At 66.9% G+C, this 18348-nt stretch carries 16 protein-coding genes; 13 read left to right on the top strand and 3 right to left on the bottom strand.

Annotated features, from left to right (window positions below; all coding sequences use genetic code 11):
- Positions 1-28 precede the first annotated feature (28 nt).
- The 3 genes from BLT60_RS01445 (at position 29) to BLT60_RS01455 (ending at position 3309) form a co-directional block, all read left to right on the top strand.
- Positions 29-1201, top strand: a complete 1173-nt coding sequence (locus tag BLT60_RS01445; RefSeq protein ID WP_090874432.1) for an iron-containing alcohol dehydrogenase — start codon at positions 29-31, stop codon at positions 1199-1201.
- Between the two features lie 135 nt (positions 1202-1336).
- Entirely contained in the window at positions 1337-2368 is a 1032-nt protein-coding gene (locus BLT60_RS01450) for a succinylglutamate desuccinylase/aspartoacylase family protein (protein ID WP_090874433.1), read from the top strand.
- Complete coding sequence (locus tag BLT60_RS01455) at positions 2368-3309, top strand: threonine ammonia-lyase (protein WP_090874434.1); 942 nt, start codon at positions 2368-2370, stop codon at positions 3307-3309. Before BLT60_RS01450 ends, BLT60_RS01455 begins: the two co-directional genes overlap by 1 nt.
- Before the next feature lie 5 nt (positions 3310-3314).
- On the opposite strand, the gene BLT60_RS01460 is transcribed toward BLT60_RS01455, so the two are convergent.
- On the bottom strand, positions 3315-4193 hold the full coding sequence (locus BLT60_RS01460) for a LysM peptidoglycan-binding domain-containing protein (protein WP_175478240.1): 879 nt from the start codon (positions 4191-4193) through the stop codon (positions 3315-3317).
- 270 nt (positions 4194-4463) lie between these two features.
- Here BLT60_RS01460 and BLT60_RS01465 point away from each other — a divergent pair, with 270 nt between their 5' ends.
- The 6 genes from BLT60_RS01465 (at position 4464) to rbsK (ending at position 10309) form a co-directional block, all read left to right on the top strand.
- Entirely contained in the window at positions 4464-5051 is a 588-nt protein-coding gene (locus BLT60_RS01465; protein WP_090874436.1) for a Spy/CpxP family protein refolding chaperone, read from the top strand.
- 12 nt (positions 5052-5063) lie between these two features.
- Positions 5064-5750, top strand: a complete 687-nt coding sequence (locus BLT60_RS01470; protein WP_090874437.1) for a response regulator — start codon at positions 5064-5066, stop codon at positions 5748-5750.
- 9 nt (positions 5751-5759) lie between these two features.
- The gene (locus tag BLT60_RS01475) at positions 5760-7007 is read left to right on the top strand and encodes a sensor histidine kinase (RefSeq protein WP_090874438.1); all 1248 of its coding nucleotides are present in this window, start codon (positions 5760-5762) and stop codon (positions 7005-7007) included.
- Positions 7008-7159: 152 nt separating this feature from the next.
- On the top strand, positions 7160-8812 hold the full coding sequence (locus tag BLT60_RS01480) for a hypothetical protein (protein WP_090874439.1): 1653 nt from the start codon (positions 7160-7162) through the stop codon (positions 8810-8812).
- 90 nt (positions 8813-8902) lie between these two features.
- Positions 8903-9358 carry an RbsD/FucU family protein gene (locus BLT60_RS01485; RefSeq protein ID WP_090874440.1) on the top strand — a complete coding sequence of 152 codons (456 nt, stop codon included), beginning with the start codon at positions 8903-8905 and terminating at the stop codon, positions 9356-9358.
- A 15-nt stretch (positions 9359-9373) separates the two neighbouring features.
- Positions 9374-10309 carry a ribokinase gene (gene rbsK, locus BLT60_RS01490; RefSeq protein ID WP_090874441.1) on the top strand — a complete coding sequence of 312 codons (936 nt, stop codon included), beginning with the start codon at positions 9374-9376 and terminating at the stop codon, positions 10307-10309.
- Here the strand turns inward: rbsK and BLT60_RS01495 are convergent, their stop codons facing one another.
- The gene (locus BLT60_RS01495; RefSeq protein ID WP_175478241.1) at positions 10310-11263 is read right to left on the bottom strand and encodes a ribokinase; all 954 of its coding nucleotides are present in this window, start codon (positions 11261-11263) and stop codon (positions 10310-10312) included.
- Positions 11256-12212, bottom strand: coding sequence for a TIM barrel protein (locus tag BLT60_RS01500; protein WP_090874443.1), 957 nt, complete (start codon positions 12210-12212; stop codon positions 11256-11258). The genes BLT60_RS01495 and BLT60_RS01500 overlap by 8 nt, the downstream gene beginning before the upstream one ends.
- 196 nt (positions 12213-12408) lie before the next feature.
- Here BLT60_RS01500 and BLT60_RS01505 point away from each other — a divergent pair, with 196 nt between their 5' ends.
- The 4 genes from BLT60_RS01505 to BLT60_RS01520 all read left to right on the top strand — a co-directional run bounded on the left by BLT60_RS01505 (position 12409) and on the right by BLT60_RS01520 (position 18208).
- Entirely contained in the window at positions 12409-14037 is a 1629-nt protein-coding gene (locus BLT60_RS01505) for an extracellular solute-binding protein (protein ID WP_425284961.1), read from the top strand.
- Between the two features lie 320 nt (positions 14038-14357).
- Positions 14358-16028: an extracellular solute-binding protein gene (locus tag BLT60_RS01510; protein ID WP_090874445.1), complete on the top strand. Its 1671-nt coding sequence runs from the start codon at positions 14358-14360 to the stop codon at positions 16026-16028.
- A gap of 115 nt (positions 16029-16143) precedes the next feature.
- Positions 16144-17274, top strand: a complete 1131-nt coding sequence (locus BLT60_RS01515) for a carbohydrate ABC transporter permease (RefSeq protein ID WP_425284947.1) — start codon at positions 16144-16146, stop codon at positions 17272-17274.
- A 76-nt stretch (positions 17275-17350) separates the two neighbouring features.
- Positions 17351-18208, top strand: coding sequence for a carbohydrate ABC transporter permease (locus BLT60_RS01520; RefSeq protein WP_090874906.1), 858 nt, complete (start codon positions 17351-17353; stop codon positions 18206-18208).
- Positions 18209-18348 lie beyond the last annotated feature (140 nt).

Raw genomic sequence — 18348 nt, forward strand, 5'->3', positions numbered from 1 at the left:
CGGACCGCGCCCTCCCCACGGAACCATCATGACGACCATCACCGCCAACTGGAACTACCCGACCGCCGTCCGCTTCGGGCCGGGCCGCATTGCCGAACTCCCCGCCGTCTGCGCCGCCGCCGGCATCACGAAACCGCTGCTGGTCACCGACGCCGGGCTGGCGAAGCTCGACATCACGCGAGAGACGATGGCCCTGCTCGAACAGGCCGGCCTCGCCCCCGGCCTCTATGCCGATGTCCAGCCCAACCCGGTCGAGCGCAACGTCACCGACGGCGTCGCGGCCCTTCGCGCCGGCGGCCATGACGGCGTCGTCGCCTTCGGTGGCGGCTCCGGCCTCGATACCGGCAAGCTCATCGCCTTCATGGCCGGCCAGACCCGCCCGGTCTGGGACTTCGAGGATATCGGCGACTGGTGGACCCGCGCCGATCCGGCCGGCATCCTACCGATCGTCGCGGTGCCGACCACCGCCGGCACCGGCTCCGAGGTCGGCCGCGCCGGCGTCGTCACCGACGAGGCGACCCACACCAAGAAGGTCATCTTCCACCCGGCGATGATGCCGAAGATCGTCATCTGCGATCCCGCACTCACCGTCGGCATGCCGCCGGTCATCACCGCCGGCACCGGCATGGACGCCTTCGCCCACTGCCTCGAGGCCTATTGTTCGCCGGGTTACCACCCGATCGCCGATGGCGTCGCCGTCGAGGGCATACGACTCGTCTTCGAGAACCTGCCCAGAGCCTTCACCGACGGCGCCGACATCGAGGCCCGCGCCCATATGATGAGCGCCGCGGCGATGGGCGCCACCGCCTTCCAGAAGGGCCTCGGCGCCATTCACTCGCTGTCGCATCCGGTCGGCGCGCTTTACAACACCCACCACGGCATGACCAACGCGGTCTTCATGCCCTTCGTCCTGGTCTTCAACCGGTCCGCGATCGAGGCGCGCATCGCCCGTCTCGCCGCCTATCTCGGCATCGACGGCGGCTTCGACGGCTTCCTCGAAGCGGTGATCGCCCTTCGCCGGCAGATCGGCGTCCCGGAGACCCTGGCCGATTTCGGTATCGACGGCCTCCGCGCCGAGACGATTGCCGAGATGGCGATCGTCGATCCCACCGCCGGCGGCAATCCCGTCCCGCTCACCCTCGACGCCGCGCGCAAGATTTTCCAGGCGACCCTCGACGGCGATTATCTGCTCCTGCGCTGACCGACGCCCGATGGGTCGGACATGAAATCCGCAGCGACAACGGGTTGCCGGCGATCGCCTGCAAGTTCGGGTATATGTTGAACCGCGCACGATCGGACTAACCTCCAGCCGCCAATCGAATCGAGAGGGAACGCCATGGGCCGCCGCATCACCGGGCCGCGGGCAAGCACCGCTTTCACCACCATCGACATCGACAAGCCGGGCAAGCAGAACGGCTTCGTCATGATCCCGCATTCGCCGCATGACGACGCCTGGGGCGTGACCCGCATCCCGATCGGCGTCATCTCCAATGGCAAGGGACCGACGGTGATCCTCGAAGGCGGCAACCACGGCGACGAGTACGAGGGGCCGATCACCATTGCTGAGCTTATGCGCGACCTCCCCGCCGATCAGGTCGAGGGACGGCTGATCCTGATGCCGTCGGTCAACGTTCCCGCGGCCATCGCCGGCCAGCGCACATCCACCGTCGACGGGCTCAACTTCAACCGGACCTTTCCGGGCGATCCGCGCGGCACCATGACCCAGCAGATTTCCGCCTTCATGTCTGACGAGATCCTGCCGCGCGGCGACGCCTTCATCGACCTTCACTCCGGCGGTTCGTCGCTCGACATCCTGCCCAGTTCGGTTGTCGAGCCGGCCGAGGATGCCGAGCTTGAACGCAAGAGCATCGCCGCCAACCGCGCCTTCGACGCCCCGGCCATCGTCGTCATCAGCAATCTCGGCGACACCCGCACCGCCACCGCGTCGGCCATCGCCTCCGGACTGATCACCGTCGGCACCGAAATGGGCGGCTGCGGCACGGTGTCGATCGAGGCGCTCGAAATCTGCCGCCGCGGCGTTCGCAACGTCCTGTCCCATCTCGGCGTGCTGCCGGGCCACACGATCGAGATCCGCCACGAGAACCAGAAGGTCCTCGAACTGCCCGGCTCGAAGGCTTTCGTCTACGCGACAATGGATGGCGTGTTCGAGGGCTTCCACCAGAAGGGCCGCGAGGTCCGCGCCGGCGAGGAAGCCGGCCGCATCCACTGCCCGTGGGATCCGACGCGCCCGCCGGAAACCCTCACCTATCAGGCCGACGGCATCCTCTACGGTCGGCGTCAGCCCGGCCGCGTCAAACCCGGCAACTGCTGTCTCGTCGTCGCCGCGCCCTACCAGGAAAAGATCTGATGATTGAAATCGCCGATATCGAAGCCGCGCGGCAGCGCATCGCCGACAAGGTCCGGCACACGCCGGTCACCGCGCTCGACCAGCTCAAGACCCGGCCGCCAACCGAGGCGAAGGTCTCGCTGAAGCTGGAACTGCTGCAGGTCACCGGCTCGTTCAAGGCGCGCGGCGCGATGAATCGCCTGCTCGCCACGCCGAAGGAGGAGCTCACCAGCGGCATCGTCACCGCCTCGGGCGGCAATCACGGTCTCGCCGTCGCCCGCTCCGCCTATGCCGCCGGCGTCCCGGCCACCATCTTCGTGCCCACCGGCGTCTCCCCCGCCAAGGTTGCCAAGATGAAGGCCTGGGAGGCAAAGGTCGAGGTCGTCGGCGACGAGTGGACGGTGTCGAATGCCGCTGCCCTCGATCTCGTCGCCAGGACCGGCGCCATCTATTTCCATCCCTTCGCCGATCCGCTGGTCATCGCTGGCCAGGGCACCGTCGGCCTGGAGATCCTCGACGATCTGCCGGACGTCGACGCGATCCTCATCGCCATCGGTGGCGGCGGCCTGATATCGGGCATGTCGACCGCCATCCGCGCCCGCCGGCCGGGCGTCAGGATCATCGGCGTCGAGCCGACCGGCTCACCGACCCTGAAGGCCTGCCTCGACGCCGGCCGCCTGGTCGAACTGCCGGAAGTGACCTCGAAGGTCCCGACCATGACCTGCCGCAAGACCGAGGAGATCAATTACGAGATCGTCAGCCGCAATGTCGACGATATCGTGCTGGTTTCCGACGAGGAGATGCAGGCGGCCTCGGAATGGCTGTGGTTCGAGATGGGCGTCGCCGCCGACCTGTCGGGCGCCGCGTCGCTGGCGGCCCTCAACAAGGGCGTTCCCGGGCTTGAGGACGCGAAGCACATCTGCGCCCTGGTTTGCGGGGCCGGCGCCGAAGGCACCGGCTAGAGCCGCTACTGGCCGGCATCCGCCTCGAAATGATGCGGCACGGTCAGGCGCTTTCCCGCCGGTAGCGGGCGTGCCGGATCGACTTCGTTGATCGCGGCGATCGCCCATGCCGGCACGCCGAATTGAGCTGCGACGGAAGCCGGCGTGTCGCCGGCGGCCGCGGCGACCGGCACGCCACCGTCCCACAGGACGATCGCCTCGCCGCGCGGGATCGCATAGGCGATCTGGATCGCCGGGCCGTCCACCGCCGCCGGGCGCTCGGCAACGGCGGCGATCTTCTCGACAACCGTCTCCTGCAGGCCGGCAATCCCCGGCAGGTAGCGGTGCATGACCGAGAAATCCTTGAGGTCGACGCTGGCGAAATGACCGCGATAGTCGCGGGCCGGCTCCGGGTCGCCGCCGCCCAGCGTATTCACCGACGAATAGATATTGACGAAGCGCTCGACATTGGCCGGCACCTTGCCGGCAATCCGCGTCGGGTCGAGCGTCACGATCAGGTTGACCGGCACGCCCGAGCGCTTGAGCCACAGGGCGAAGCGGATCGCCGAATCGCCGCCGGCCGAATGGCCGATGACAATGATCGGCGATTTCCATTCCTCGGCCCTGTAACGGGCGATCGCATCCTTCGCCGGGCGCAGCCAGTTGGTGTAATTGTAGACATCGGCCTCGAGGCCGCGGGCCCGGATCTTGGCCGCCAGGTTGTCCATCTCCGGACTGGCCAACCGTCCGCCCATCGGCCGGAAGACATAGACCGTGCCGATCACCGGCGCCGGCGTCTCGGCCCGGGCCTCGCTGCCACCGGGCGCGAACAGGCCCGCCGGCGCGGTGCCGGCGATGAACAGCGATGCGATCAGGAGAAAGACGAAACGAAGAGCGGAATGCATGAAAATCCCGACCCTGCCGCCCTCGGACGGGATCGGGCCCTGATGAAATCGATCGTGACCGGACCGAACCGGTTCCGATGATGAAGAATCGCGCATTTCGGCCCTGCCGGCAAGGTCGGTGGACGATTGGCCGCGATGGCCGCTTGCCCGGGATCCGGTGTCCGCGCCTTTACAAAACTTTACTTTGGCGAGAAGCGGGCGAAACCTCGATCCACCATTTTCCTGTCTGTCCCCGGCGCCATACAGCGCCCTGATCATGGAGAACAGACAATGAGCGTCAGCGATAACAACACCCCCGCAACGCCCGTCCGCGGCCCGCGTCACCGCGGCCGTTTCCTCGGTATTCTCGCCGTCACCGTGATCGCCGTCGGCACCGCGGGCGTCTTCGCCCGGACCGCGCTGAGCGACGAAGGCGGCTGGCACAGCCGCTGGAACCATTCGGACGGCGCCCGCCACGGCATGATGTTCAAGGCCTCCCTCGATCCGGCCGAGGTCGAGGAGCGGATCGGCAGGGTCGTCGGGCAGATCGCCGTCGAGGTCGACGCTACCGGCGAGCAGCAAGAAAAGCTGACCGTCATCTTCACCGGCGCCGCCACCGATCTCATCGCCCTTCGCGGCGAGATCGGCGATCGCGCCGAAACCGCCAAGGAACTGATCGACATGCTCACGGCGCCGACCGTCGATCCCGCCGCCGTCGAGGCGTTCCGGGCCGAGAAGCTGGCCGTCGCCGACAAAGCCAGCCGCGTCGTCGCCGGCGCACTGGTCGAGGCGTCGGAGGTTCTCACCGCGGAGCAGCGGGAGAAAATCGGCGACCGTCTGGAGTTTCTTGCTAGGCTCAGCGCGTTCCACCGTGGCTAGCCCGGACGACACGTGACCGGAAAGATCCTCCTGGTCGAAGACGATGCCCGCCTTGCCGAGATGGTTTCCGGCTATCTCGGCGAGGCCGGGTATCGCACGTCCGTCGCCCCGACCGGCGAGGACGCCGTCGCCACCCATGCCGGCGGCCTCTTCGATCTCGTCGTCCTCGACCTGATGCTTCCCGACATCGACGGCCTCGAGGTCTGCAAGCGCATCCGCGCCCGCGCCGACACGCCGATCCTCATGCTGACCGCCCGCGGCGACGCCATGGATCGGGTCGTCGGACTCGAACTCGGCGCCGACGACTACCTGCCGAAGCCGTTCGAACCGCGCGAATTGCTGGCCCGCATCAAGGCGATCCTGCGCCGCGGTCGCGGCGCGGCGGCGACCGAAATCCTTCGCTTCGGCCGCTTGGAGATCGACGTCGATGCCCGCCAGGCGCGTCTCGACGATGTCGCCGTCGACCTCACCGGCTACCAGTTCGCCCTGCTCCTCGAACTCGCCCGCCACGCCGGCCGGGTGTTGTCGCGGGATATTCTGATGGATCGCCTGCGCAACGAGCGGCTGGAAGCCTTCGACCGCTCGATCGACGTCCACATCTCCCGCATCCGCGCCGCGATCGAGGACAACCCGAAGAAGCCGCGCCGCGTTATCACGGTGCGGGGCGCCGGCTATCTCTTCGCCAGGGCGCAGGACTGACCGCCCGCCATGAAGCGCCTCTACCGCAAGATCTACCTGACGATCATCGGCAGCCTGCTGCTCGTCGTTCTGGTCGCCGGCTCGGTCTGGCATCTCGGCGCCCAGCAGCCGACCGTCGGCGCGGCGCTCGATCTGGCCGGTGACATCGCCCTCGCCGCTCTCCCCGCCGCCGCCGCCCCGGCCACCGCCCAGCAGCAGGCTCTCGACACGCTGGCCGCAAGGCTCGACACCGATATCGCCCTCTATGACAGCGCCCGCCAGTTGGTCGCCTCCACCGGCATGGACCTGCCGCTGCCGCGCTGGCGCGATGACGGCGGCTGGTCCCATGGCGCCCACGGCCCGGCCTACGCCTTCGCCCTCGACGACGGCCGCTGGCTGGTCGTCGATCTCGGCGCCGACAAGCGCAACCCGGTCATCGGCCTCATCCTTTTCCTCGGCATCATCGCCCTCGTCGTCGGCGTCTCCGCCTATCCCGTCGCCCGCGGCCTGACCCGCCGGCTGGAGCGCCTCAAGGCCGGCGTCGAGACCCTCGGCGCCGGCGACCTCGCCGCCCGCGTCAGGGTCGAGGGCCGCGACGAGGTCGCCCATCTGGCCGAAAGCTTCAACCAGGCCGCCGCCCGCATCGAGACCCTGGTCGCCGCCAACCGGATGATGCTGGCCAACGCCTCGCACGAACTGCGCACACCCCTGGCCCGCATCCGGCTCGGCCTCGATCTCCTCGACAAGCGCCCCGACGCGAAGCTAAAGCGGGAGTTGCAGTCCGACATCGTCGAGCTCGACCGTCTGATCGACGAGATCCTGCTGTTCAGCCGCCTCGAAGCCAGCCCCGCCCTCGGCCCCGTCGAGGTGGTCGACCTGCAAGCGCTCTGCGCCGAGGAATGCGCCCGCTTCGACGACTGCGACTTCACCGGCGACAGCGTCATTGTCACCGCCGACCCGCTCCTCCTCCGCCGCCTGATCCGCAACCTGCTCGAAAACGCCGAACGCCACGGCCGCCCGCCGATCACGGTCACCCTGCACAAGGAAGCCGACCGCGCCGCGATCCGCGTCCTCGATACCGGCGAGGGCATTCCCGAGGCGGAACGCGAAAAGGTCTTCACCCCCTTCCACCGCCTTGGCGGCGACCGCCCCGGCGCCGGCCTCGGCCTGTCGCTGGTCCGCCAGATCGCCCGCCTCCATGGCGGCGACGTCGCCGTCTGGAGCGACCCGTCCTTGCGCCTCAGCGGATTCCGCGTCGACCTTCCGGCAGCCGGTTGACCGCCGGCCGCCCTTGCCACCACCATGCCCGGTACGGCCCGCGACAACGCGCTCCGGTTGATTGCATCGCTGAACTGGTGTGGCATCAAGTCAGTCGTAGGGCCGCATCGTCGGCCACAATGACCAGCCAGTGAACCGGGATCCCCATTTCCATGAGCAGTTCGGACCAAGCCCTCCTCGCCGGTAACGTCGCAGTCTCAGGCGCCGAAGCCTTCCCGCATGCCCTTCGCCGCTTCAAGGAGGCGTTCCCGGGGGTCGACTGGCAGGCCAATGACGCCGCCGCGACCGTCTCCTTGTCGATCGACGACGCGCTGGCCGAAGGGGCTTTCCGCATCGAGACGACCACCGCCCCGTCCATCGCCATCGCCGGCGGCAGCCTCTCCGGCGTCATCTACGCGGTCGAGCACCTCATCGCCAATGGCGGCACCGACCCGGCCACGCTGGCCGTCGCGCCCGGCACCGTCAGCGAAGCCCCGGGCCTCGCCTACCGCACCTTCTGGACCTGGGACCACTCGACCAACTGGGAGCTGTCGCAGGTCGGCGTCCAGGAGATCGGCGTCTTCAATCCCTACAGCAAGCCGCCCGGCGGCTTCCTCGCCGACTATTGCCGGCTGGTCGATTTCTGCAGCCTGAACCGCATCGCCGGCATCGTCATCTACGGCTTCCTCCGCGACAGCCACGGCGGCATCGAGGCCGCGCAGGAACTCTGCCGCTACGCCAACGAGCGCGGCGTCCGCATCATCCCCGGCATCGCCATCGGCGCCTATGGTGGCGTCTACTGGGAAGGCGACCACCCCTACAATCTCTCGACCTGGCTGAAGAAGAACCCGCAATTCGCCGCGACCATGGAAAAGGGTGTCGGCTTCCAGCTCGCCGATCTCTCCTTCCCGCTCAATTTCCCCCATTCCGACTACACGGTCAGCGCTTGCCCGAGCGCGCCGGAGACCATTGAGTGGATGGAGGAAGCGGTGTCCTGGCTGGCCGAGACCTTCGACATCGGCGGCATCAACATCGAGAGCGGCGACTACGGCGTCTGCGGCTGCGACCGCTGCGTCGCCCGCCGCAAGAACGACGCCGAAGCCGCCCGCCGCCGCGACGACCACGGCGATTCGTGGTCGCACACCGACATGGCCGAGAACTTCCCGCGCCTCTATCGCGCCGCCAAGGCGAAGAAGCCGGATCTGTGGATCTATTGCGAGATGCAGTGGGACAACCTGCTCGATCCCGTCGCCAGCGATGCCCAGACCAGCCTGCCGCCCGGCGCCATCTACCAGCACACCGCCAACCGCAGCTTCTGGAACCGGCTCCGCACCGAGCTGAAGCGCGACTATGTCGAGGCGCTGCCGACCCAGCCGAACGTGCTGCGCTGCCAGTTCGCCTGCCAGTGGAACGGCGACGAGCGCACCGAGCGCTACGCCCTCAACGCCCGGGTCTTCGCCGACATGGCGACGGTCGCCGACAAGGTCGGCATGGACGGCCTCACCGTCTGGGGCGAGGTTTCCTCCTATTGCGCCACGGCGGAACTCAGCTACCTCGCCTTCGCCCGCTTCTGCTGGGACCCGACGCTGACCTGGGAGCGCTTCCTCGACGAGGATCTCGCTCCCCGCCTCGGCGGCGGCGAGGCGGCCCGCCGCTTCGTCGAGATCGCCGAGGAGATCGACGCCAACCAGACCCTGCCGGTGTCCCGCCTCGCCGAACTCCGCGCCACGACGCTCGCCGCGTCGATGGCCGGCGACGGCGAGGTCGCCCGGCGCTGGCTGACCCTCGGCGAGCAGATCGCCCGCCGCGAATACATGGGCGCCTGACCGGCGTCATGGGCATGGTCAATCGGCCCGTTTGACGTTATCGGAACAGGCAAGCCAATCACGCTGAACAACACCCGGGGGGAAACCGCAATGCTGAAATCGATCGATCCCGCTCTCAACGCCGAAGTCCTCGGCGCCCTGCGCGCCATGGGCCATGGCGACGACGTCATCATCTGCGACACCAACTTCCCGGCCGATTCGGTGGCGCGGCAGACCGTGCTGGGCACCCTGCTGCGGATCGACAATGTCTCCGCCGCCCGCGCCACCAGGGCGATCCTTTCGGTGATGCCGCTCGATTCCTTCGTCCCCGAGCCGGCGCTGCGGATGGAGATCGTCGACAAGCCGGACGAGGTGCCGCCGGTGCAGGCGGAGGTCCAGAAGGAAGTCGACGCCGCCGAGGGCCGCGCCATGCCGATGGGCTCGATCGAGCGCTTCGCCTTCTACGACCTCGCCAAGAAGGCCTATTGCGTCATCCAGACCGGCGAACGCCGCTTCTATGGCTGTTTCGCCTTCAAGAAGGGCGTCATCCCGCCCGACGCCGATTGAGCCGGGACCGCTGACATGACCGACGAAAAACGCGGCATTGCCATTCTCGGCGTCTTCGTCGCCGATCTCGCCTTCCGCGCCGACCGCATGCCGGCGATGGGCGAAACCATCTTCGGCACCGGCTTCAAGATGGGACCGGGCGGCAAGGGGTCGAACCAGTCCGTCGCGGCCGCGCGGGCCGGCGCCGCCGTCACCTTCATCTCGCGCCTCGGCGCCGACGATTTCGGCGCCGTCGCCCGCGCCACCTGGGAGAATGAGGGCATCGCCGCCCGTGTCGTCGAGACGCCGGACCAGCCGACCGGCGCCGCTTTCATCTACGTCAACGACAAGACCGGCGAGAACGCCATCATCGTCTCGCCCGGCGTCGCCGAAAGCATCAGCCCGGCCGATGTCGACGCGGCGGCCGACGCGATCCGCGGCGCCGCGGTGTTCGTCACCCAGCTCGAGCAGCCGGCCGAAACCGCCCATCGCGGCCTTGAGATCGCCCGCGAGGCCGGCGTCATCACGGTCTTCAACCCGGCGCCGGCGGCGCCCGTCGACGACGCCATATACGCGCTGTGCGATTACGTCACGCCGAACGAGACCGAGGCCGCCTTCCTCACCAACCTGCCGGTCACCAACATCGAGCAGGCGCGAAAGGCCGGCGATGCCTTCCTCGACAAGGGCGTCGGCACCGCGCTGATCACCCTCGGCGAAGCCGGTGCGCTGCTCCATACACCGGTCGAATCGACCCTCATCCCGGCGTTCGCCGTCGACCCTGTGGTCGAGACGGCCGGCGCCGGCGATGCCTTCAACGGCGGCTTCGCCGCGGCCCTTGCCATGGGCATGCCGCCGGCCGAGGCCGCTCGATTCGGCTGTGCGGTTGCCGGCCTCTCGGTGACCCGCCACGGCACCGCGCCGTCCATGCCGACGCTCGCCGAAATCGAGGCGCTGCTCGCCGCGCCGCACTGATCAGGACGCGGCAGTCTCGGCCAGGAACCGGTCCACCGACTGGCGGTCCGGCAGCGCGTCGTAGACGCCGCTCCGCGAAACCGCCAGCGCCCCGGCGGCGGCGCCACGGCAGAGCGCCGCGTCGAGCGGCATGCCCTCGAGCCACCCGGTCGCGAAGGTGCCAAGGAACGCATCCCCCGCCCCGACCGCGTCGACGACCGTGGCGGCAAAGGCCGGCTGACGGCGGATGATGCCGTCCTGGATTGCGACGATTCCCTCGCCGCCCAGCGTGACGACAACCGTCCCGATCCCGAGGTCCGCGCTGAGCGCCGCGACTGCCGCCTCGGCGTCGGCGCTTTCCACCCCGCGCCCGAGCAGGCGCCCGGCTTCGACGCGGTTGACCACCAGCAGCGACGTCGCGCCAAGCAGCGCCCCGGGCAGCGCCGCCACGCCCTCGGGCGCCGGCGAGGCGTTGAAGATCACCCGCGTTCCGGCTTCTGCGGCGATCGCCGCGGCATAGGCCGAGATCGCGGCCGGTAGTTCGAGTTGCAAGACAAGCGCATCCGCCGCCTCGATCGCCGCCCGCGCTGCCTCGACATCGGCTTCCGACAGGTTGGCGGCAGCACCCGGCGCGATGATCGAACAGTAGTCCTCGTCCGCGACGAACACGGTGCTGGCCCCGGTCGGCGCATCCGGGTCGCGAACAACCAGCGTCGTGTCGACACCCTTCGCCTCCAGGCCATGCAGCAAAAACCGGCCGAAATCGTCGTCACCGAGCCGCGTCAGCATCCGCGCCGCGCCGCCAGCCAGGACGAACTGGCAGGCCTGGTTGCCGCCCTTGCCGCCGGCCGCCCTGGTGAACACCCCGTTGCCCACCGATTCCCCCGGTCCGGGAAGCCGGTCGGCCGCGGCGATCAGGTCCATGTGCACGCTGCCGAGCACCACGACGCCCGGGCCGCGTCGGTCGTCAGCCATTGCCATCGCCGAAGACGAGATCCTGGACGAGCGCCGTCGCCGCCATCGCGTCCTGCTTTTTCTGGATCGCCCTGAGGTCGTCCAGCGGCATCCGGTCGAGGAGCGCTTCCAGCCGCTTCACCATCCGGATGTTGTTGGCGCATTCGCTGGTCGGGTCGACCAGTTCCGGGAAGGTGTCGAAATAGATCGTGCCGCCGAACTTGCCCTTGCGGAGTTCAAGCAGCAGTTCGAGCATGTGGAACGGGTGGATCGACGCCACCATCATGCCGTCGTCGGCCGGCCCGTAGCCATCGTTGATGTGAACGCCGAACAGCCGCCCGGCGCGCAGCGCCTGGGCCGCGACCGCGGCCGGCTGCTCGCCGGCCATCAGCACGTGGCAGACGTCCAGCGTCACGCCGAAATTCGGCAGGCCGACCTCGTGAACCGCCAGCAGCGAATCCGACATGCTGCGCAGGAGCGACACGCGACGGGGATCGCTCGGCTTGTATTCGACGCTCACCCGGACATCGGGATTGCGTGACGCAACCTGGCGGAAACCGTCGACTTCCATGTCCCAAAGCGTGGTGTAATCGGCCTGGAAGAGGTAATCGAACCCGTCCGGCCCCATCCACAGGATGACATGCGGAATGCCGTTGGCCGCTGCGCAATCGACCGCGGCGATCGCCGTGGCAATCGCATGCGCGCGGTTTTCAGGCTTCGGATGGGTGAAGGCACCATCGGCGAAATCCGGCCCGTCCCAGCGCAGGTTCAGCGCGGTGATCGGCATCCCGACGTCGGCCGCCGCCGCGAGGATCTCGTCGGCGGCATCGCCGAAATGCTGCGGGAAATTCAGTTCGAGAGCCGACATGCCGGGCACTTTGGCCATGATCCGGATCGCCTCCGGCACCGATATCCTGGTGCCGCCATGCGAGCGGAACGAGTTCAGTCGACTGGCAAACAGGTAGTCCATGAGATCGTGTTTCCCTTCAAAAGTCCCGCTGTGACTCCGGGTTTGTTGACACCTTCCAAGCCTCCTGCATACTAAAATGTCGCCTCTGCCGGGAACGATCCGATCGTCACGGCAACCGTCGCACCCGACGGCGCGGGGCAGTGAAACAGTGGGAGGTACTACCGTGAGGTTGGACGTTTATAACAAGCTGCTGCAAATGCAGGCGAGCCGTCGGAGCATCCTGAAGGGTGCCGCCGGTGCTGGCGCCGTTGCAGCGCTCGGTTCGGCCGGGCTGATGAACCCGATGAGCCCGCTGATGCGCGGCGCTTCGGCACAGGATTCGGTCCGCGCCGAAATCCTCAAGATACCGGGTGTCGGCATGGGATCGCCGACGGACGCCGACTGGCAGAAGGTCGGCGAGTTGTGCCTCGCCGGCACCAAGGAAACTGTCAAGGAAGGCGAGTTCGCCGGCGTTGAGCTGACCTTCATGGGGCTCAACAACCAGAACCTCCACAACTTCCTGTTCCGTGGCTTCCTCAAGCCGTGGGAGGCCTATACCGGCGCCAAGATCAACTGGATCGATCTCGCCCAGGCCGATTACAACCCGCGTCTCCAGCAGTCGATCGCCACCGGCACGGTGGACTTCGACATCATCGAGATGGGCGCGCCCTTCGAGGGCGACACGGCCAGCAAGGGCCTGCTCGACGAGATGCCCGACTGGGTCAAGAAGCTCATCGACATGGACGATTACGTCAACTACCTCAAGGCGCCGGTCGGCACCTGGGATGGCAAGACGTATCGCGTCACCGTCGACGGCGATTGCCACACCTTCGCCTACCGCACCGACTACTTCGGCGAGGGCTCGATCAGCGGCATGGCCGACGCGCCGACGACCTGGGACCAGGTCGACGAAGTGACCAAGAAGGTCAAGGGCGAGACGGACCCGCTCACCGGTCTCGACGCCTATGGCTTCCTCGACCCGCTGAAGGGTTGGGGCGGCTTCGGCTTCTACTTCCTCGAGGATCGCGCCTCGGCCTATGCCAAGCATCCCGACAATGCGGCATGGCTGTTCGATCCCGAGACCATGAAGCCGATGGTCAACAACCCGGCCTGGGTCCGGGCGATCCAGGACGTGATGGACCTGATCGCCGCCGACGTCTATCCGCCGGACCAGATCAACGCCGATCCCGGCACCACCGCCTTCCAGCAGTTCCTTGCCGGCACCGGCTCGATGATCTGCTGGTGGGGCGACGTCGGCTCCAACGCCCGCACGTCGGATTCGTCGGTGGTCGGCGATGTCGTCGGCTTCTCGATCAACCCCGGCGCCAAGCAGGTCTATAACGCCAAGACCAGCGAATGGGAGACGCCGGCCGAGCCGAACTTCGCGCCGAACATGGCCTATCTCGGCTGGGGCGTTTACGTCACCAGCCGCGTGTCGGGCGACGAGAAGAAGCGCAAGGCAGCGTGGAGTGCCGCGGCCCATCTCGGCGGCAAGGACCTGTCGCTGTGGTGCTCGGCCTATCCGTCGGGCTTCCAGCCCTACCGGAACAGCCACTTCAACATCGAGGAGTGGGTCGAGGCTGGTTACGATTCCGAATTCATCAGCGATTACCTCGGCTCCGAGGCGGAATCCTACAACCATCCGAACGCCGCCATCGAGCCGCGCATCCCGGGCATCTTCCAGTACTACTCGGTCGCCGAGGACGAACTGGCCAAGGGCTTTGCCGGTCAGTATGGCTCGGCCCAGGAAACCGCCGATGCGATCGCGGCCGCCTGGGAGAAGATCACCGACCAGATCGGACGCGAGAACCAGATCAAGCTCTACAAGGCTTCGCTGGGCATGTAGCCGCGGCCGGGTAACCGGCCAGGCATGAATCGGACTGGTGGCGCACACCGCGCCACCAGTCAAAATTTTCGGGGCACACCTTTTGACTGACACCACGGCTCAATGAACGCGTTGCCTGGCCTCGGTCGCAGTTCCGCGATTACCCCTTATTACTCATTGGTAGCGAGAGGATTTGTTGATCGCTTCCTCCCGCCCTGCCTTCATGGAATTTCGCCTTCTGGCGCCATATCGGCGGTCTCGATGACCCGAGATTGGCGATCGACGATTGAGAAATCGACGATCGGGAAGGCTGTGACCATGTTCCAGAGGGAGGAATTACCGTGAAGCTGGAAGTATACAATCAGTTGCTGAGGACGCAGGCGAGCCGCCGTGCCGTCCTCAGGGGCGCCGCTGGCGTTGGCGCCGCGGCGGCATTGGGCTCGGCCGGGATCGCCAGCCCGTTCGGCCCGTTGATGGGCAGCGCTCAGGCACAGGACAACATCCGGGCCGAAATTCTCAAGATCCCGGGTGTCGGCATGGGATCGCCGACGGACGCCGACTGGCAGAAGGTCGGTGAGTTGTGCCTCGGCGGCACCAGGGAAACCGTCGAGGAAGGCGAGTTCGCCGGCGTCGAGTTGACCTTCATGGGTCTCAACACCCAGAACCTCCACAACTTCCTGTTCCGTGGCTTCCTCAAGCCATGGGAGGCCTATACCGGCGCCAGGATCAACTGGATCGATCTCGCCCAGGCCGACTACAATCCGCGTCTCCAGCAGTCCCTCGCCACCGGCACCGTGGACTTCGACATCATCGAGATGGGCGCGCCTTTCGAGGGTGACACGGCCAGCAAGGGCCTGCTCGACGAGATGCCCGAATGGGTCAAGACGCTCATCGACATGGACGACTACGTCAACTACCTCAAGGCGCCCGTCGGCACCTGGGATGGCAAGACGTATCGCATCTCGATCGATGGCGACTGCCACACCTTCTCCTACCGCACCGACTACCTCACCGACGAGGCGATCACCGCCGCGACGGGGGTTACCTCGCCGCCAACCACCTGGGACGTGGTCGACGACATGACGGTCAAGGTCAAGGGTCAGACGGACCCTCTTTCCGGCTTGCCGGCCTACGGCTTCCTAGACCCGCTGAAGGGCTGGGGCGGCTTCGGTTTCTACTTCCTCGAGGACCGCGCAACGGCCTACGTCAAGCATCCCGACGATCCGGCATGGCTCTTCGATCCCGAGACAATGAAGCCGCGGATCAACAACCCGGGCTGGGTCCAGGCGATCCAGGACGTCATGGACCTGATCGCCGCCGATGCGTATCCGCCGGACCAGATCAACATGGATCCGGGCGGCACCGGCTTCCAGCAGTACCTCGCCGGCACGGGGTCGAGCCTGTGCTGGTGGGGCGACATCGGCTCGAGCGCCCGCACCACGGATTCATCCGTGGTCGGCGATGTGGTCGGCTTCTCGATCAATCCCGGCGCCAAGCGGGTCTACAACGCCAGGACCAGTGAGTGGGAGACGCCGGCCGAGCCGAACTTCGCGCCGAACATGGCCTATCTCGGCTGGGGCGTTTACGTCACCAGCCGCGTGTCGGGCGACGAGAAGAAGCGCAAGGCAGCCTGGAGTGCCGCGGCGCACCTCGGCGGCAAGGACATTTCGCTGTGGATGTCCGCCTATCCGTCGGGCTTCCAGCCCTACCGGAACTCCCACTTCAATTATGACGAATGGGAAGAGGCCGGATACAATCGGGACTATATCGAGAATTATCTCGGCTCGAACCTCGACAGCTACAACCACCCGAACGCCGCCATCGAGCCGCGCATCCCCGGCATCTTCCAGTACTACTCGGTCGCCGAGGACGAACTGGCCAAGGGCTTTGCCGGCCAGTATGGCTCGGCCCAGGAAACCGCCGACGCGATCGCGGCTGCATGGGAGAAGATCACCGACCAGATCGGACGTGAAAGCCAGATCAGGCTCTACAAGGCTTCACTGGGTATGTAATCATGGCCGGGCAACCGGTTGGCAAGCATCGGACTGGTGGCGCATGACGGCGCCACCAGTCTATATTTTTCTGGGAAACTGCTTTGTCTGATATCACCGCACGATGAACACGACGATGACCGCAAGCGCCCGGCGCCCGCTCGAAATGGTGCAACCGGCCAACAAGGCCGGCCAGCATGCTGCCGGCAAGCTGATGATCGCGGCAGGCTCGATCCTGTTCGTAGCCGTCCTGGCCTTCCAGATCCTCTACGCTTCCGGCGTCACCGAAACCGGCTTCGCCTCGTGGCTGCCGGTGCTCTACGCCTACATCCTGTGGGCGGCGTCGATCGTCGTCGGCCAGGTCCTCGTCCGCGGCGAACGCGGGTTGCGGGCGACCTTCGTCCTGCCGGCCGTCTTCTTCACCGTCGCGCTGGTGATCTTCCCGACCCTGTTCGGCTTCTACATCGCCTTCACCAGTTGGAACCTCGGCTCCGACGCCGGCCGCGTCTTCAACGGCTTCGACAACATCCGCACCATGTGGAACGACCCGTTCTACTGGAACGCGCTCACCAACATGATCTATTACAGCCTGATGGTGCTGGTCGAATACGCCATCGCCTTCGGCCTGGCCCTGATCCTCAACACCGAGATTCGCGCCCGGCGCTTCTTCCGTGTCGTCTTCCTCCTGCCCTTCATGCTGTCGCCGGTGGCGGTCAGCTGGATGGTCGGCAAGTCGATCATGGAAAACCGCTTCGGCCCGATGGCCCGCCTCGCCCGTGCGCTCGGCTGGGACCGTCCCGCCTTCTTCAGCGATCCCTGGATCGCCCGCATGTCGATCGAGATGATGGACGGTTGGGTGTTCATCCCGCTGATCATGATCCTGCTGCTCGCCGGCCTCCAGGCGCTGCCGAAGGAATGCCTCGAGGCCGCCAGGGTCGACGGCGCCACCGGCTGGCAGACCTTCTGGCGGATCATCTTCCCGCTGATGCTGCCGGTGTCGATCACCGCCATCATCATCCGCATCATCTTCAAGCTGAAGCTCGCCGACATCGTCATCAACGTCACCTCCGGCGGTCCCGGCGGGGCCACCGACACGGTGTCGAGCTTCATCTATCGCGAGTATCGGGACCGATCGAATGTCGGCTATGGCACGGCGCTGGCCGAGGTCTATCTGATCGCGATCATCATCTTCATCACGGTGCTGCTCGTCATCGGCCGGCGCGTCGCCAGGCGGTATGGCGCCCTGCCCACCGTCGCACAGTCCTAGGGAGGCGACAGTGGCCACCACCGCATCGACCTTCAACGCAGAGCTTCACCAGCCGGGCCGCGGCGCCGGCCATGTCATGACCCGCGTCCTGATCTACGGCGTCCTGATCTTCTGGGCCTTCATCTGCCTGTTCCCGATCTTCTGGACGTTCACCACGTCGTTCAAGTCGGCGCCCGACGTCATGCAGGGCCGGCTGATCCCCTTCCTCGATTTCGTCCCGGACTGGAAGGGCTGGCGCTCGCTCGGCCTGTCGCCCGACACCATCTGGGAAACCTCGACGGTGCGCGACGAATTCCTCAAGCGCCTCGGCAACAGCCTGATCGCCTCGATCGGCGGCTCGCTGCTGGCGCTGGCGCTGGGCGCGCTGGCCGGCTACGGCCTCGCCCGCTTTCCCTACCGCTTCGGCCCGCTGAAGAATGACGACATCTCCTTCTTCTTCATCTCGCAGCTCATCCTGCCGCCGGTCGTCCTGGCGATGCCCTTCCTCGTTCTCTACAAGGAACTGATCCTCCTCGACTCGCTGCCCGGCCTGATCCTCGTCTATACGCTGATGGTCCTGCCGATCGTCATCTGGATCATGCGCGACCAGTTCGCCAACATCCCGGTCGAGCTTGAGGAAGCCGCCTTCGTCGACGGCCTGTCGATCTGGGGCACCTTCCTCCGGATCGTTCTGCCGCTGGCGCTGCCCGGCATGGTCGCCGCGCTGATCCTCGCCCTGGTGCTGTGCTGGAACGAATACTTCTTCGCCGCCCTGCTGACCGGCGCCAACGCCCAGACCCTGCCGGTGATGGTCGCCAGCCAGACCGGCTCGCAGGGCATCAGCTGGTGGTCGATGGCCGCGCTCTCGACAGCCGCCATCCTGCCCCTGATGGTCGTCGGCATCCTGCTCGAGCGCTACATCATCAAGGGCCTCGCCACCGGCGCCGTGAAGTAGCGGCAACGCCTTTAAACGGGCGCGCCGCCTATCCTCCACCGTGACACGGGGGAGAGCCTGTCCCCGACTTGATCGGGGAGGGACCGCCCGAAGGGTGGTGGAGGGGGTGCACCCCACAGTCCCGCCCAGATGCAGACCGG

Source organism: Bauldia litoralis (assembly GCF_900104485.1).
GTDB lineage: Bacteria > Pseudomonadota > Alphaproteobacteria > Rhizobiales > Kaistiaceae > Bauldia > Bauldia litoralis.

Coding starts and splice junctions, on each gene's coding strand:
- BLT60_RS01450 (WP_090874433.1), top strand. CDS start 1,337: ATGGGCCGCCGCATCACCGGGCCGCGGGCAAGCACCGCTTTCACCACC.
- BLT60_RS01485 (WP_090874440.1), top strand. CDS start 8,903: ATGCTGAAATCGATCGATCCCGCTCTCAACGCCGAAGTCCTCGGCGCC.
- BLT60_RS01480 (WP_090874439.1), top strand. CDS start 7,160: ATGAGCAGTTCGGACCAAGCCCTCCTCGCCGGTAACGTCGCAGTCTCA.
- rbsK (WP_090874441.1), top strand. CDS start 9,374: ATGACCGACGAAAAACGCGGCATTGCCATTCTCGGCGTCTTCGTCGCC.
- BLT60_RS01515 (WP_425284947.1), top strand. CDS start 16,144: ATGACCGCAAGCGCCCGGCGCCCGCTCGAAATGGTGCAACCGGCCAAC.
- BLT60_RS01465 (WP_090874436.1), top strand. CDS start 4,464: ATGAGCGTCAGCGATAACAACACCCCCGCAACGCCCGTCCGCGGCCCG.
- BLT60_RS01505 (WP_425284961.1), top strand. CDS start 12,409: ATGCAGGCGAGCCGTCGGAGCATCCTGAAGGGTGCCGCCGGTGCTGGC.
- BLT60_RS01445 (WP_090874432.1), top strand. CDS start 29: ATGACGACCATCACCGCCAACTGGAACTACCCGACCGCCGTCCGCTTC.
- BLT60_RS01460 (WP_175478240.1), bottom strand. CDS start 4,193: ATGCATTCCGCTCTTCGTTTCGTCTTTCTCCTGATCGCATCGCTGTTC.
- BLT60_RS01455 (WP_090874434.1), top strand. CDS start 2,368: ATGATTGAAATCGCCGATATCGAAGCCGCGCGGCAGCGCATCGCCGAC.
- BLT60_RS01500 (WP_090874443.1), bottom strand. CDS start 12,212: ATGGACTACCTGTTTGCCAGTCGACTGAACTCGTTCCGCTCGCATGGC.
- BLT60_RS01520 (WP_090874906.1), top strand. CDS start 17,351: ATGACCCGCGTCCTGATCTACGGCGTCCTGATCTTCTGGGCCTTCATC.
- BLT60_RS01495 (WP_175478241.1), bottom strand. CDS start 11,263: ATGGCTGACGACCGACGCGGCCCGGGCGTCGTGGTGCTCGGCAGCGTG.
- BLT60_RS01475 (WP_090874438.1), top strand. CDS start 5,760: ATGAAGCGCCTCTACCGCAAGATCTACCTGACGATCATCGGCAGCCTG.